The sequence below is a fragment of the Pseudomonas sp. ICMP 460 genome, from assembly GCF_002723595.1.
Classification (GTDB): Bacteria; Pseudomonadota; Gammaproteobacteria; order Pseudomonadales; family Pseudomonadaceae; genus Aquipseudomonas; species Aquipseudomonas kitaguniensis.
In genome coordinates this window covers 1-15059 of sequence record NZ_LKBR01000032.1, presented here as the reverse complement: position 1 = coordinate 15059, position 15059 = coordinate 1, and the positions used below count along the sequence as shown (strand labels likewise).

Sequence of the window (15059 nt, the reverse complement as noted above, 5' to 3'; positions counted from 1 at the left end):
GTGGTTGCAAAACCGCATGCCTAACCCGCGTGTTGAGGATTATTCGGTCTTGAGTTCCTGCTCGATTTTTTGGATTTCCTGGGCAAAGGCCTGGTCGAGCAAGCTGGCTCGCTTGCGCCAAGGCTTGCGCTCGGGCTCTGGCTGAGCGGCGTAGGTGGTGACTTCCCCGCCGTAAACGTCCTTGTAACGTTGCTCCTGGCGCTCAAGTTCCGCGCGCAGTTCGTCTTTCGTCACAGTATTACCTAATTCAATTGAGTGTATTTGATGTGCAGCGTCATGCCTGAAAGTCGCCCTCGGGGCATTTCAAGTTGAACGCTGTAGCCGTTCAAGTTTGCAAGCAGGGCCAAAGGTCATGTCGTTTAATCGAATGCTTGTGACTGACATGCCTGCCGTTTGCACGTCTGGCGAGCTCCACTCCCGATAGTCATACCGGGCTGACCTCTGCACACGCTGCATTATAGCGGCGCATTTGAATAACACTATCATGATTAAATTAAAAAACGTCAATCTCGCGTGAGGCTTTTGTTACATACAGAAGCAAGTAGTTACGCAGAACGCCAGCGCAAGTTCCGTCGACATTCTAAATGTGCGCGTGAGTGCATAAACTTTATAGCGCCATCAGGCGATTCTAAAACTTGGCTGTCAGCGGCAAATTGCGATAATCGACTGGTCGTCCGATAATCGCCCAATGTCGCAGGCCCGCGCCTTGTACATCCCGACCTGCGCGGCTTGTAATAGCGGCCAACCCTCCCGGCGGTTGAAAACAAGAGAAAGGAACCCCTGAATGAACGATCAATTGCGCAACTCCTTCGCGTCAGTAGCGCCGCCGATCGTGGCGTCACCGGCCAAGCGCATCCAGGCGTTTACCGGTGACCCGGACTTCATGACTTCTCTGGCGCGGGGCCTGGCCGTGGTGCAGGCGTTCCAGGAGCGCAAGCGGCACCTGACCATCGCGCAGATCAGCCACCGCACCGAAATCCCCCGCGCCGCCGTGCGACGTTGCCTGCATACCTTGATCAAACTCGGCTATGCAACCACCGACGGGCGCACCTATTCGTTGCTACCCAAGGTGCTGACGCTGGGGCATGCGTATTTATCGTCCACGCCACTGGCCGTATCGGCCCAGCCGTATCTGGACCGCATGAGTGAGCAACTGCACGAAGCCTGCAACATGGCGACGCTGGAGGGCGATGACATCTTGTATATCGCCCGTTCAGCCACCACGCAACGCCTGATTTCGGTGGACTTGTCGGTAGGCGGGCGGTTGCCGGCGTATTGCACGTCCATGGGCCGTATCCTCCTGGCGGCGCTGGATGACGCCTCGCTGCAGGACTACCTTGACCACGCCGACCTGCCGACCAAAACCAGCCGCACGTTGACCACGCCCGAAGCGCTGTTCGAGTGCCTGCAACAAGTGCGTCAGCAGGGCTGGTGCGTGGTCGATCAGGAACTCGAACAAGGCCTGCGCTCCATCGCGGTGCCGGTGTACGACGCCTCCGGCCAGGTGCTGGCGGCGCTCAACGTCAGTACTCACGCCGCCAGGGTCAGCCGCAGCGAATTGGAGCAACGTTTCCTGCCGAGCATGCTGAGTGCCAGCCGCGAGCTGAGTGCGCAACTGTTTGCCTAAGCTGTTCGGTGACCGCACAGATCCACGCGTGATCAATTGACGATGTTCCGCCTGGCTTATTAAGGTGCGGCAGCGCTATCAGCGTTGCCCCAATAATAATCACGACTTCAAGTCGTTGGCCCGCCCATCGGTGTGGAAATAACAATAATGAGTCAGCCCTCTGTCGGTACTAACCTGGACGTACAGTCCTTTATCAATGCCCAGCCGCTGTCACGCTATCAGTGGCGCGTGGTGATCCTGTGTTTCCTGATCGTTTTTCTCGATGGCCTCGACACCGCCGCCATGGGCTTTATCGCGCCCGCGCTGTCGCAGGATTGGGGCATCGACCGCGCCAGCCTCGGCCCGGTGATGAGCGCCGCGTTGATCGGCATGGTCTTCGGCGCACTCGGCTCTGGCCCGCTGGCCGACCGGTTCGGTCGCAAAGTGGTGTTGGTGGGCGCGGTGCTGGTGTTTGGTGCCTTCAGCCTGGCTTCGGCCTACAGCGCTAATGTTGACCAGTTGCTGGTGCTGCGCTTCCTCACCGGGCTCGGGCTGGGCGCCGGTATGCCCAACGCCACCACACTGCTGTCCGAATACACCCCCGAGCGCCACAAGTCGTTGCTGGTGACCAGCATGTTCTGCGGCTTCAACCTGGGCATGGCCGGTGGAGGGTTTATCTCGGCCAAGCTGATCCCTGCGTTTGGCTGGCATAGTTTGCTGCTGATCGGCGGCATTCTGCCGTTGATGCTGGCGGTGGTATTGCTGGTGTGGTTGCCGGAGTCGGCGCGTTACCTGGTGGTGCGCAATCGCGGCACCGACAAAGTGCGCAAGGCCCTGTCGCCCATTGAGCCCGTCAGCGTTGCCCAAGCCAGCAGTTTCAGCGTGCCCGAGCAAACAACCGTCAAGGCGCGCAACGTGTTCGCGGTGATTTTCTCCGGCACCTACAGCGCCGGCACCTTGTTGTTGTGGCTCACCTATTTCATGGGCCTGGTGATTGTTTACCTGCTGACCAGTTGGCTGCCGACCCTGATGCGTGACAGCGGCGCGAGCATGCAGCAGGCCGCGTTTATCGGCGCGTTGTTCCAGTTGGGCGGCGTGTTAAGCGCCGTCGGCGTGGGCTGGGCGATGGACCGCTTCAATCCGCACAAGGTCATCGGCACTTTCTACCTGTTGGCCGGGGTATTTGCCTACGCGGTGGGGCAGAGCCTGGGCAATATCAGCGTGCTCGCGACGCTGGTGCTGATCGCCGGCATGTGCGTCAACGGTGCGCAATCGGCGATGCCGTCCCTTGCCGCGCGTTTTTACCCGACCCAGGGCCGCGCCACTGGCGTGTCGTGGATGCTCGGCATCGGCCGCTTCGGCGCCATCCTCGGCGCCTGGATGGGCGCGACCTTGCTCGGCCTCGGCTGGAACTTTGAACAGGTGCTGACCGCGCTGGTGGTGCCGGCAGCGCTGGCCACTGCAGCGGTCGTGATCAAAGGCATGGTCAGCCACGCCGACGCCACCTGAGGGCGGGTGCGGGAGAGGGCTTGCCCTCTCGCGCATTTAAACCAGATTCGCACCGAGGATTATCCGTTCGATAATCGAACGCTGAGTCGATTATCGGATTGTTTGGCCCATTTGCCCGGCTTAACCTTGGTTCACTTCGGCGCCACCTCAGCGCCTTTTTCGATCCACACCGGGAGCCCGAACCCCATGGCTGAAATTCTTGCGCTGCGTGACGCGGTGAAGCAATTGGTGAACGACGGCGATACCGTCGCACTCGAAGGCTTCACCCATTTGATCCCTACAGCAGCGGGTCATGAAATCATTCGTCAGGGCAAGAAAGACCTGACGCTGGTGCGTATGACGCCTGACCTGATCTACGACCAGTTGATCGGTGCCGGGTGCGCCCGCAAGCTGATTTTCTCGTGGGGCGGCAACCCCGGCGTCGGCTCCTTGCATCGCCTGCGCGACGCGGTCGAGAAGCAATGGCCGCAGCCGCTGGAAATCGAAGAACACAGCCACGCCGACCTTGCCAATGCTTACGTTGCCGGCGCTTCGGGCCTGCCATTCGCGGTGCTGCGGGCCTACGCCGGCTCCGACCTGCCCAAGGTCAACCCGCTGATCAAAACCGTGACCTGCCCGTTCACCGGCGAAGTACTCGCGGCGGTGCCCTCGGTGCGCCCGGACATCAGCGTGATCCACGCGCAAAAGGCCGACCGCAAGGGCAACGTGTTGCTCTGGGGCATTCTGGGGGTGCAGAAGGAAGCGGCATTGGCCGCCAAGCGTTGCATCGTCACCGTCGAAGAAATCGTCGACGACCTCAACGCGCCGATGAACAGTTGCGTGCTGCCGACGTGGGCCTTGACTGCGGTGTGCCATGTGCCCGGCGGTGCGCACCCGTCCTACGCACACGGTTACAACGAGCGGGATAACCGCTTCTACCAGGCGTGGGACCCGATCGCCCGTGACCGTGAGACCTTTAGCGCCTGGATCGACGAGTACATCCACGGCACCGCCGACTTCAGTGAATTCCAGGCCAAGCTGGCCGCCGCGCAGGAGGCCCAGTAATGCCTTACTCGACCAATGAAATGATGACGGTGGCCGCCGCGCGCCGCCTCAAAAACGGCGCGGTGTGCTTCGTCGGCATCGGCCTGCCGTCCAAAGCCGCTAACCTCGCGCGCCTGACCTCGTCGCCGGATGTGGTGCTGATTTATGAGTCTGGCCCGATTGGCGCCAAGCCCTCGGTGCTGCCGCTGTCGATCGGCGACGGCGAACTGGCGGAAACCGCCGACACCGTCGTGCCCACCGGCGAGATTTTTCGCTACTGGCTGCAAGGCGGGCGCATCGATGTGGGGTTTCTCGGCGCCGCGCAAGTCGACCGTTTCGGCAATATCAACACCACCGTGGTCGGCGATTATCACCAGCCTAAAGTGCGCTTGCCGGGTGCCGGCGGCGCACCCGAGATCGCCGGTTCCGCCAAGAGCGTGCTGATTATTCTCAAGCAATCGTCGCGTTCGTTTGTCGACAAGCTGGACTTCATCACCTCCGTCGGCCACGGCGAAGGCGGCGACTCACGCAAACGCCTGGGCCTGCCGGGTGCAGGTCCCGTAGGGATTATTACCGACCTGTGCATCATGGAGCCGGAAGAGGGCACTCATGAGTTCGTCGTCACCGCGCTGCACCCAGGCGTGACACGCGAGCAAGTGGTGGCGGCCACCGGCTGGGCAATTCGTTTTGCCGAGCAGCTGACCACCACGGCCGAGCCCACCGACATTGAACTGACGGCCCTGCGTGAGCTTGAAGCACGCACCGCCGCCGCCCATGGCCAAGCCCCCGGAGAAGCCTGATGCGCGAGGTGTTTATCTGTGATGCGATTCGCACGCCCATCGGCCGCTTTGGCGGTGGCCTCTCCAGCGTGCGCGCCGATGACTTGGCGGCCCTGCCGATCAAGGCCTTGATCGAGCGCAACCCCTCGGTGGATTGGCGCGCAGTCGACGAAGTGTTCCTCGGCTGCGCCAACCAGGCCGGTGAAGACAACCGCAACGTCGCACGCATGGCGCTGTTGCTCGCCGGCCTGCCGGAAAGCGTGCCGGGTGTGACCCTCAACCGTTTGTGCGCTTCGGGCATGGACGCCATCGGCACTGCGTTTCGCGCCATCGCCAGCGGCGAAATGGAGCTGGCGATTGCCGGTGGCGTCGAGTCGATGTCCCGCGCGCCGTTCGTCATGGGTAAAGCCGACGCGGCGTTTTCCCGCAACATGAAGCTGGAAGACACCACCATCGGCTGGCGTTTTATCAACCCGTTGATGAAGGCCCAATACGGTGTGGACGCCATGCCGCAGACCGCCGATAACGTCGCCGATGACTTCAAGGTGTCGCGCGCCGACCAGGACGCTTTTGCCCTGCGCAGCCAGCAACGCACCGCCGCTGCGCAAGCCGCCGGGTTCTTCGCCGAAGAGATCGTGCCGGTGCGGGTGGCGCATAAAAAAGGCGAAACCGTGGTGGAGCATGACGAGCATCCAAGAGACACCACACTGGAGGCCCTGAGCAAACTCAAACCGGTGAACGGCCCGGACAAAACCGTGACCGCCGGCAATGCCTCCGGTGTGAACGACGGCGCGGCTGCGCTGATTCTGGCGTCTGCCGACGCGGTAAAAAAACATGGCCTGACCGCCCGCGCCCGTGTGTTGGGCATGGCCAGCGCCGCTGTCGCACCGCGGGTAATGGGGATTGGCCCGGTGCCGGCGGTGCGCAAATTGGTGGAGCGTCTGGGCCTGGCGATCAGTGACTTTGATGTCATCGAACTCAACGAAGCATTCGCCAGCCAGGGCCTGGCGGTGCTGCGCGAGCTGGGCATCGCCGATGATGCGCCGCAGGTCAATCCAAATGGCGGTGCTATCGCCCTTGGCCATCCGTTGGGCATGAGCGGCGCGCGGCTGGTGTTGACAGCTCTGCATCAGTTGGAAAAAACCGGCGGCCGCAAAGGCCTGGCGACGATGTGTGTGGGCGTCGGCCAAGGCTTGGCCTTGGCGATTGAACGGATCTAACAAGAGAGGATTGCTGCATGAGTGACAAGCCCGGATACCGGCGCCCGCAAGCGGGCACTCAACCTGATTACCTGCACCCGGCCTACCAGTCGACGAACCTGCGTTCGCCGTCCCAGCCGTTGGTGTTTCTGCCGCATTCGTTGTCGGAAATCACCGGCCCGAGCATCGGCGCGGAGCGAATTGCCGATAAAGACAACGACCTGACGGCCCAGCACGAAGGCGAGCCGCAGGGCGAGCGCATCATCATTCATGGCCGCGTGCTGGATGAAAACGGCCTGCCGCTGCCGGGTATTCTGGTGGAGATCTGGCAGGCCAACGCCGCCGGTCGCTACCACCACCAGCGCGACCTGCACGACGCGCCGCTGGACCCGAATTTTACCGGCACCGGCCGCACCGTCACCGACGCCGACGGTTGGTATCAGTTCCAGACCATCAAGCCCGGCGCCTACCCGTGGGGCAACCACCACAACGCGTGGCGCCCGGCGCATATCCACTTTTCGCTGTTCGGCCCGAGTGTGCTGACGCGCTTGGTCACGCAGATGTATTTTCCGGGCGACCCGCTGCTGGAATACGACCCGATCTACAACTGCGTACCGGACACCTCGGCCAAGCAGCGCCTGATCGCGCGTTTCGACCTGGAAAAAACCATTCCTTCCTATGCCCTTGGCTACCGCTGGGACATCGTCCTGCGCGGCCGCGACGCCACGCCGATGGAGAAATGAGATGACCCTTAATGCGACCACGTCCCACACCGTGGGGCCGTATTACCACATCGGCCTGACCTGGCTGAACCGCGAAGACCTGACCGTACCGGCGACCCTTGGTGAGCGCGTGGCGATCAGCGGGCAAGTGCGCGACGGCAACGGTGATGTCGTCAACGACGCCATGCTCGAAGTCTGGCAGGCGAATGCCGCCGGCAAGTACGACCACCCTGAAGACGAGCAAGACAAAGCCTGCGACCCGAACTTCGAAGGCTTTGGCCGGGTGCCGGTGGACGCCGAAGGGCGTTTTCGCTTTACCACCATCAAGCCCGGCAGCGTGCCGGGGTTGAAAGGCACGACCCAGGCGCCGCACCTGGTGGTGTTGGTGTTTGCCCGTGGGCTGGTGAAACACCTGCTGACGCGGATTTATTTCGACGGTGAGGCGTTGAATGGCGATGACCCGTTGTTGGCGCGTGTGCCCGCAGAGCGGCGCAGCACGTTGATTGCCAAGACGGATGCGGCAGGGGTGTATCAGTGGAATGTGATTTTGCAGGGCACGGATAAGGAAACGGTGTTCTTCGACTATTGATCGGTAACAGCGGCCAGCTTCAAGCGGCAAGCTACAAGAAAAAGCGGTCATTGCGGCTGCTTTTCTCTTGCAGCTTGTAGCTTGAAACTTGCAACTGCTCCAAATGCGGAACGTGGTTGTTGCAAAGTATGTCTAGGCTATAACCGTTCCCTCAGAGTAAAAAAAATGACTACAACAACCAGTCACTACACCGGAGAAGAGCGCCGAAAACGAATTTTTGCGATTGTCGGTGCGTCCTCCGGCAACCTCGTCGAATGGTTCGACTTCTACGTCTACGCGTTCTGCGCGATTTATTTCGCCCCGGCGTTTTTCCCGTCGGACAACCCCACCGTGCAACTGCTCAACACCGCCGGGGTGTTCGCCGCCGGGTTCTTGATGCGGCCTATCGGCGGCTGGCTGTTTGGACGGGTGGCCGACAAGCACGGGCGCAAAAACTCGATGATGATCTCGGTGCTGATGATGTGCGCCGGGTCCCTGGTCATCGCCTTTTTGCCGACCTACAAAGACATTGGCGCCTGGGCACCGGCCTTGCTGCTGGCCGCGCGCTTGTTCCAGGGCCTGTCGGTGGGCGGCGAATACGGCACCACCGCCACCTACATGAGCGAAGTCGCGCTCAAGGGCCAGCGCGGCTTCTTCGCCTCGTTCCAATACGTCACCCTGATCGGCGGTCAGTTGCTGGCGGTGCTGGTGGTGGTGATCCTGCAACAGTTTCTCAGCGAAGACGAACTGCGCGCCTGGGGCTGGCGGATTCCGTTCGTGATCGGTGCTATTGCGGCGGTGATCTCGCTGTTGCTGCGCCGCACCCTGAAAGAAACCACCAGCAAGGAAACACGCCAGGACAAGGACGCCGGCAGCATTGCCGCGCTGTTCCGTGACCACAAGACAGCGTTTATCACCGTGCTCGGCTACACCGCTGGCGGCTCGCTGATTTTTTACACGTTTACCACCTACATGCAGAAATACCTGGTGAACACCGCCGGGATGCACGCCAAGACCGCCAGCTACATCATGACCGGCGCGCTGTTCCTCTACATGTGCATGCAACCGCTGTTCGGCATGCTGGCGGACAAGATCGGCCGACGTAACTCGATGCTGTGGTTCGGCGCGCTGGGCACGCTGTGCACGGTGCCGATTTTGCTCAGCCTGAAAACCGTCAGCAGCCCGTTCCTGGCCTTTGTGCTGATCACCCTGGCCTTGGCCATCGTCAGTTTTTACACCTCGATCAGCGGCCTGGTGAAGGCGGAAATGTTCCCGCCGCAAGTGCGCGCACTCGGTGTGGGCCTGGCGTACGCGGTGGCCAACGCGATCTTTGGTGGCTCGGCGGAATACGTGGCGTTGGGCCTTAAATCCCTGGGCATGGAAAACACCTTTTACTGGTACGTCACGGCGATGATGGCGGTGGCGTTCCTGTTCAGTTTGCGCCTGCCCAAGCAGGCGGCTTATTTGCACCACGATCTGTGAGGGATGAGTGATGACGCTGCGCACGAGCAATCAGCTGTTCGACGCTTACTTCACGGCTGACAGCATGGCCGATGTGTTCTGCGACCAAGGGCGCTTGCAGGGCATGCTGGATTTCGAGGCCGCGCTGGCGCGTGCCGAGGCCAGGGTCGGGTTGATCCCGCAGGCTGCCGTCGCACCGATCGCCCAAGCCTGCCTTGCGTCTTTGTACGACGTGGATGCGCTTGGCGAAGCGATTGCCACGGCCGGCAACTCGGCGATTCCACTGGTGAAGGCGCTCGGCAAGCTGATTGCCAGTGAAGACGCCGACGCCGAGCGCTATGTGCATTTGGGCGCCACCAGCCAGGATGTCATGGACACTGGGCTGGTCCTGCAACTGCGGCGAGCGATTGAACTGATCGAAACTGACTTGGCGCAATTAGGCGACGTACTGGCGGCGCAGGCCCAGCGCTATGCGGGCGTGCCACTGGCTGGTCGCACGTGGTTGCAGCACGCCACGCCGGTCACCCTGGGGATGAAAATCGCCGGTTGGCTGGGGGCCGTGACGCGCAGCCGCCAGCGTCTGGCCGAGCTGAAGCCACGCGTGCTGGTCGTGCAATTTGGCGGTGCGTCCGGAACCCTTGCAGCGCTCGGCGAACAGGCGATGCCGGTGGCTGAGGCGCTGGCGGCAGAGCTGCAACTGGGCATGCCCGAGCAACCCTGGCACACCCAGCGTGATCGGTTGGTGGAGTTCGCCAGTGTGCTTGGCCTGATCGCCGGCAGCTTGGGCAAAGTCGGCCGCGATATCAGCCTGCTGATGCAGACCGAAGCGGCGGAAGTCTTTGAGCCGTCAGCACCGGGCAAAGGCGGTTCCTCGACCATGCCGCACAAACGCAACCCGGTGGGCGCCGCTGTGTTGATCAGCGCCGCCACGCGCGTGCCGGGCCTGGTCGCCACGATGTTCAGCGCCATGCCCCAGGAACACGAGCGCAGCTTGGGCCTGTGGCATGCCGAATGGGAAACCCTGCCGCAGATTTGCCGAGTGGTGTCCGGCGCTTTGCACCAGGCGTTGCTGGTGAGTGAAGGCCTGGAAGTAAACCCTGCGCGCATGGCGCACAACCTTGATTTGACCCAAGGCCTGGTGCTGGCCGAAGCCGTCAGCATCGTGCTTGCCCAACGCCTGGGCCGCGAAACCGCGCACCATCTGTTGGAACAGTGCTGCACGCGTGCGGTCGCAGAAGGGCGGCATCTGCGCGCGGTACTGGCGGACGAACCGCAGGTGTGCGCCGAGCTGTCGCCGGCTGAACTGGACCGCCTGCTGGATCCGGCCCACTATTTGGGCCAGGCGCGTACGTGGGTCACTCGCGCGGTGGCCGAACACTTTGCATTGAGCGCCTGACTGCCTGACGCCAAAAGGAGACCGCTGTGGCATTTATACAACTCGCCGAGGGCGAACTGCACTACCAACTGAATGGGCCTGTGGATGCGCCAGTGTTGCTGCTATCCAACTCGTTGGGCACTGACTTGCACATGTGGGACATCCAGATCCCGGCCTTCACCGAGCATTTTCGCGTGCTGCGGTTCGACACCCGCGGTCACGGCAAATCGTTGGTGACCGAGGGGCCGTACAGCATTGAGCAACTCGGGCATGACGTGATCGCGCTGCTCGATGCCTTGGGCATTCAGCGTGCGCATTTTTGCGGGCTGTCCATGGGCGGCCTGATCGGCCAATGGCTGGGCATTAACGCGGGTGAGCGTCTGCACCGGCTGGTGATCTGCAACAGCGCTGCCAAAATTGGCACGCCCGAGGTCTGGAACCCGCGCATTGAAACGGTGTTGCGCGACGGCGCGGCCGCCATGGTCGCACTGCGCGATGCATCGATTGCGCGCTGGTTTACCGCCGATTTCGCTGCGGCGAATCCGCATCAGGCCAAGCAGATTACTGACATGCTCGCGGCCACAAATCCCCAAGGCTATGCGGCCAACTGCGCAGCGGTACGCGATGCGGATTTCCGCGAGCAATTGTCATCGATCAAAGCGCCGACCCTGGTGATCGCCGGCAGTGAAGACGCGGTCACGCCGCCCACCGGTAGCCACCTTATTCAGGCTCAAGTGCAGGGCGCCGAGTACGCTGAGTTTTATGCGGCGCACTTGTCGAGCGTCCAGGCCGGCGCTGCGTTCAGCCAGCGCGTGCTGGAGTTTTTGCTGGCGCGTTGACCCGCCTGAACCTGTGGCGAGGGGCTTGCTCGCCACAAGGTTGTTCCGGTTTTTTTGTTGCCCGGTTTGTTAAGGAGTTTTTGTGGACGAGAAACAACGTTATGCCGACGGCCTGCAAGTGCGCCGCGAAGTGCTGGGCGACGCGCATGTCGACCGCAGCCTGAATGCCCTGACCGAGTTCAATAGCGAGTTTCAGGAAATGATCACCCGCCACGCCTGGGGTGACATCTGGACCCGCCCCGGCCTGCCTCGGCATACCCGCAGCCTGATCACCATCGCCATGCTGATCGGCATGAACCGCAGCGAAGAACTCAAGCTGCACCTGCGCGCTGCCGCCAGCAATGGCGTAACCCGCGCCGAGATCAAGGAAGTGCTGATGCAAAGCGCGATTTACTGCGGGATTCCGGCGGCGAACGCGACGTTTCACCTCGCCGAATCGGTGTGGGGTGAGCTGGGCGTTGAGTCCCGATAACACACAAAACCCTGCACTTCTCTGAGCCACGGTGTATGGCGTGAATCTTTACAGCTCCGTGTACCGTTTGCGTAGCGGTACACCCAGTTCTTCACGCAGTGCATTCTCGTAGAAGGGGTAAGGATTTTTCGTGGTGGGTGGGGTGCTGGGGTCGTTATCGAAGTCGAACGCTTCGCCGGAGTGGGGGAGGCCGACAGTTTGAAGCTCGCGAATATCTTCACGTTCGGGTACCCCTTCAAATACGAGCGGGGTGCCGTCGTCATCAATCAAGGGCTGGTAACCCGGTATCTGAGTTCCAGTAGCGCCGCTGTAAGCGTGGATCATTTCATGGAACAGGCTGATGAGCGGTGATAAACCCAAGGCGTCCTCATTGTCGGTCGAACGGATTGTAACCACCGCCCGTGTGGCTACGGCGCCGGCAAGCCCCTCCTTGATAAAGCCATATTTGGGCGCATGGTCATCGTCTTCTGGTTCCGCTTCGGGATCGTACGTATCGACAAATTTGCTATCGAACCAGTAAGCGTCTGCGTATTGGACTGCATAGGGTGTCCTGATGATCACCGGGCTACCGATTTTTTCAGCGAGCTTATCCATCTCCTCAAGCAGCTTTTGCCCCGCAGGTGAAGCTCTCAGCTCCTCCATTTTGTTTTCGATCCTCTCGATGAAGTCCGGTGCGCCGACTATCTGAAAGCCGCGCTTTCCAGCGTCGCTCGGTCGAATTTCAGTCACCTTGGCACCGCTATGGTTGTGAATGCGATCGGTGTTCTTGGCGTAGATAAGGTCCGCCTTGTGAGCGGAGTAGACGCTGTCTTCACCATTGCCGGTATACATTGTGGTGCGACGATAACCGACCAGCTTGTCGTTCCCCGACCCGCCGTTCAGGATGACCTTGCCATCCCCTCCGTGCAGGTCATCTTCGTCCTGGTCACCACTGAGATACAGCGTACGGGTTTGTGGCCCCTGGCCCGCAAACATACTGTCTCGGCCTCTGCCTCCAGAGATCACGGCGCTACCGGTGCCTGCAAACATCAAGTCGTCGCCGTCCCCGCCAAAAGCCAAACCCTTGCCGCCGCCCATGCAGACAACATCGTTGCCTTTACCGGCAAAAACCCTGGTAATTCCGCCCCCCGCGCGGATGTGATCGTTGCCGTCTGAGGCGAATATATCTACCGCAACATTGATGGCCGGGTCGATGCTGATGCTGTCATCTCCACCACGGGTTTTGATCACCAGGGTCTGGTCCATATCCCCTCGGGTGATAGGTAACTCGTAGTGTTTGCCATTGATGCGCGCGTGGACCTGACCGTTAGCACCGGCATGCAAGCTGACTCGGTCTGCTTGGTTTGTGGTTGTCAACTGTATGCCTTCGGCCACGACATAAGTGCGACCGGTTTCATCGATGTCCAGGCTGAGTACTTTTTCTATCTTGACGTTTCCATCGTTGACCAGCACTTGGGCAACAGGAGGTGCACCTTTAGCGTTCTCCGGCAACACTGGAGGGGCAGGAGGAAGGAGGGGACTTTGCAGGGCTGAATCGGTTTTCATCAGTTGTTGGCCTTTCTCAATCAACACGCGTTATCGAGCGGTCTCGTTGAGTGGCGGGTCGTTTGGTTTCGTTCCTTGGTTCAAATGTCAGTCAGCGTCTGCATCCCACACCCAGTTCCACACACCCGGCAGATGCACCGGCTCATTCACATCCTTCACCGTGCGCGCCAGCGCCGCGCGCTCCAGTGCGGCGTGGTCGGTGTAGAACGGTTCGGCGGCGGTTTTGATGCCGTTGATGCGGGCGCTGTCCATCAGGATTTGCAGGTATTCCTGCAGGTGCCGCGCGGTGTAGCGGTTGATGTCGTGGAAGGTCACCACCACCGGTATCACGCCGTCCACTGTTGGCAACTCGCCTAGCGCGATGTGCTCGCGGACCACCGACAGTTGCCGATACAAATTGGCGCGGCGGCGCGGGCTGCCGTTGAAGCCCCAGATTTTGCCGTCATTCGCACTCAGGTCGGTGAGCAGCACATGCATGCCGTGGCGCTGGTAGGCGGCGAAGGTGCGCTTGTCGTAATTCCAGAAGGGTGGGCGCACCAGCACAGGCGAGGTGCCGGTGATCGCGGCAATATGCGCAGCACCCAAGGTAAGCGTGCGTTCCAGTTCGGCGTCATTCAGCCAGCGGTGGTTGGTGTGAAACGCCGTGGCGGTGTGGAAAGCCAGAATATGCCCAGCGGCGTATTCACGCTGCAGGGTCTTTTGGCCGCGAGGGCTGCCGCCGGAACGCGAGCCTTCGGTCTGCACGAAAAACACCGCCTTGATGCCCGGCAATACCGGGTTGTGCGCCAGGTCGGCGACCACCGAACGTGTTGGGTTGTTGTAGCCTGACGCGCTGGGGCCATCATCGAAGGTCAATAGAAACCGGATCGGCGCTTGGGCCTGCAGGCGTTGTTCGGTCTGCGCTGTCAGCGCGATGGGCGCGCCGATGCAACCGCTGAGCAGGACCGACAGAATGACAATGAGGTAGTTCATGGCGGCCTGAGCTAAGAAGGGTTGATCCGCGTCGATGAGCTCCCTGCGCCGACCGAAAGGCGCGAGAACAATACAGCATCATCGTGCGCGCCTTCACGGCTAAATACTGCCGATTGTCTTAAAGGCGCAGGTTTAGGATTGCTGCCGGGCGTTATCTCAAACCGAACGCGTTCAACTGTGGGAGGCCCCACTGCATCTTTGATGTAGCGCTGTCGCGCAGCAAACGGGCTCGGGGTGTTCTTTGGATTTTCGTGCATATCCGTTATTTGGGGGATGGCTTGTATTGGTTTCGCTCTTACAGCGAGTCACTTTTGATAGAGCCCAAAAGTAACCAAAACGCTCTCGCCCCACCACTTGGTGCCTCGCTTAGGCTCGGCATGCCCGCACGCAGGCTTGAATCCGTGGGGCGCCGCGATGGGCCATCCTTGGCCCAGCGCGGCTAACCCGGCGTCCTGCCGGGTTACCCACGGATTCAAGCCTGCGTGCGGCCATCGTGGTTTAACGGGGCGCTTTTCAGATCAAAAGCAAAAGCACGGCGGCCTGAAAGCCGACCTGAGTGGTTGAAGCAGATCAGAAGCAGATCAAAGGCGGCTCTGGAGAACAAAGCAGATCTGCTTTTTTTGCTTTTTGTGGGAGGGGGCTTGCTCCCGATGGCAGTTTTACAGTTGATACATGAGTTGACTGACCCACCGCCATCGGGAGCAAGCCCCCTCCCACAGTTTGAATGCATTCTGCTTGGGAGATTGGGATCGGCTTAGATGATCGTTCCCACGCTCTGCGTGGTAATGCCGCTAAGGACGCTCTGCGTCCCGCTTTTTCAGCAATGGAATCTCCCACATTTGACCGCATTCAGCGTGTGAGATTGGGTCGGCTTTTAGGCCGCCTGCTTGTGATTGTGATTTTGATCTGAGAAGCGCCCCGTTAAACCACGATGGCCGAACGCAGATATTACGGAGCGGGTAAACCGGCAGGACGCCGGTTTAGCCGCG

14 protein-coding genes are annotated in these 15059 nt (G+C 60.9%); 11 read left to right on the top strand and 3 right to left on the bottom strand.

The window, feature by feature from the left end; genetic code table 11:
* Positions 1-39 precede the first annotated feature (39 nt).
* Positions 40-234 carry a hypothetical protein gene (locus tag AO240_RS19780; protein WP_099238551.1) on the bottom strand — a complete coding sequence of 65 codons (195 nt, stop codon included), beginning with the start codon at positions 232-234 and terminating at the stop codon, positions 40-42.
* Between the two features lie 550 nt (positions 235-784).
* Between AO240_RS19780 and pcaR the strand changes: the two genes are divergently transcribed.
* The 11 genes from pcaR (at position 785) to pcaC (ending at position 11553) form a co-directional block, all read left to right on the top strand.
* Entirely contained in the window at positions 785-1627 is an 843-nt protein-coding gene (pcaR, locus tag AO240_RS19775; protein WP_099238549.1) for a pca regulon transcriptional regulator PcaR, read from the top strand.
* Between the two features lie 147 nt (positions 1628-1774).
* On the top strand, positions 1775-3115 hold the full coding sequence (locus AO240_RS19770) for an MFS transporter (RefSeq protein ID WP_099238547.1): 1341 nt from the start codon (positions 1775-1777) through the stop codon (positions 3113-3115).
* A gap of 186 nt (positions 3116-3301) precedes the next feature.
* Positions 3302-4159: a CoA transferase subunit A gene (locus tag AO240_RS19765; RefSeq protein WP_099238545.1), complete on the top strand. Its 858-nt coding sequence runs from the start codon at positions 3302-3304 to the stop codon at positions 4157-4159.
* A complete protein-coding gene (locus tag AO240_RS19760; RefSeq protein WP_099238543.1) occupies positions 4159-4938 on the top strand; it encodes a CoA-transferase subunit beta in 780 nt (259 codons plus the stop codon). The genes AO240_RS19765 and AO240_RS19760 overlap by 1 nt, the downstream gene beginning before the upstream one ends.
* Positions 4935-6137: a 3-oxoadipyl-CoA thiolase gene (gene pcaF / locus AO240_RS19755; protein ID WP_177445847.1), complete on the top strand. Its 1203-nt coding sequence runs from the start codon at positions 4935-4937 to the stop codon at positions 6135-6137. The genes AO240_RS19760 and pcaF overlap by 4 nt, the downstream gene beginning before the upstream one ends.
* 17 nt (positions 6138-6154) lie before the next feature.
* On the top strand, positions 6155-6859 hold the full coding sequence (gene pcaH / locus AO240_RS19750) for a protocatechuate 3,4-dioxygenase subunit beta (RefSeq protein ID WP_099238539.1): 705 nt from the start codon (positions 6155-6157) through the stop codon (positions 6857-6859).
* Position 6860: 1 nt separating this feature from the next.
* Entirely contained in the window at positions 6861-7427 is a 567-nt protein-coding gene (gene pcaG / locus AO240_RS19745; RefSeq protein WP_099238537.1) for a protocatechuate 3,4-dioxygenase subunit alpha, read from the top strand.
* A 165-nt stretch (positions 7428-7592) separates the two neighbouring features.
* Complete coding sequence (locus tag AO240_RS19740) at positions 7593-8888, top strand: MFS family transporter (RefSeq protein ID WP_099238535.1); 1296 nt, start codon at positions 7593-7595, stop codon at positions 8886-8888.
* A gap of 10 nt (positions 8889-8898) precedes the next feature.
* Positions 8899-10263, top strand: a complete 1365-nt coding sequence (locus AO240_RS19735) for a 3-carboxy-cis,cis-muconate cycloisomerase (protein ID WP_099238533.1) — start codon at positions 8899-8901, stop codon at positions 10261-10263.
* Between the two features lie 26 nt (positions 10264-10289).
* Entirely contained in the window at positions 10290-11081 is a 792-nt protein-coding gene (gene pcaD, locus AO240_RS19730; protein WP_099238531.1) for a 3-oxoadipate enol-lactonase, read from the top strand.
* 82 nt (positions 11082-11163) lie between these two features.
* Entirely contained in the window at positions 11164-11553 is a 390-nt protein-coding gene (gene pcaC / locus AO240_RS19725; protein ID WP_099238529.1) for a 4-carboxymuconolactone decarboxylase, read from the top strand.
* 48 nt (positions 11554-11601) lie between these two features.
* Here pcaC and AO240_RS19720 read toward each other — a convergent pair whose 3' ends face one another.
* Both AO240_RS19720 and AO240_RS19715 read right to left on the bottom strand, forming a co-directional pair.
* Positions 11602-13125 carry a M91 family zinc metallopeptidase gene (locus AO240_RS19720; RefSeq protein WP_143505411.1) on the bottom strand — a complete coding sequence of 508 codons (1524 nt, stop codon included), beginning with the start codon at positions 13123-13125 and terminating at the stop codon, positions 11602-11604.
* Between the two features lie 60 nt (positions 13126-13185).
* Positions 13186-14070, bottom strand: a complete 885-nt coding sequence (locus AO240_RS19715; protein WP_099238525.1) for a polysaccharide deacetylase family protein — start codon at positions 14068-14070, stop codon at positions 13186-13188.
* Positions 14071-15059: the final 989 nt, after the last annotated feature.

Excerpts from the sequence above, each read along its gene's own strand:
- pcaR (WP_099238549.1), top strand. The coding sequence starts at position 785 with ATGAACGATCAATTGCGCAACTCCTTCGCGTCAGTAGCGCCGCCGATC.
- AO240_RS19770 (WP_099238547.1), top strand. The coding sequence starts at position 1,775 with ATGAGTCAGCCCTCTGTCGGTACTAACCTGGACGTACAGTCCTTTATC.
- AO240_RS19765 (WP_099238545.1), top strand. The coding sequence starts at position 3,302 with ATGGCTGAAATTCTTGCGCTGCGTGACGCGGTGAAGCAATTGGTGAAC.
- AO240_RS19760 (WP_099238543.1), top strand. The coding sequence starts at position 4,159 with ATGCCTTACTCGACCAATGAAATGATGACGGTGGCCGCCGCGCGCCGC.
- pcaH (WP_099238539.1), top strand. The coding sequence starts at position 6,155 with ATGAGTGACAAGCCCGGATACCGGCGCCCGCAAGCGGGCACTCAACCT.
- pcaG (WP_099238537.1), top strand. The coding sequence starts at position 6,861 with ATGACCCTTAATGCGACCACGTCCCACACCGTGGGGCCGTATTACCAC.
- AO240_RS19740 (WP_099238535.1), top strand. The coding sequence starts at position 7,593 with ATGACTACAACAACCAGTCACTACACCGGAGAAGAGCGCCGAAAACGA.
- AO240_RS19735 (WP_099238533.1), top strand. The coding sequence starts at position 8,899 with ATGACGCTGCGCACGAGCAATCAGCTGTTCGACGCTTACTTCACGGCT.
- AO240_RS19715 (WP_099238525.1), bottom strand. The coding sequence starts at position 14,070 with ATGAACTACCTCATTGTCATTCTGTCGGTCCTGCTCAGCGGTTGCATC.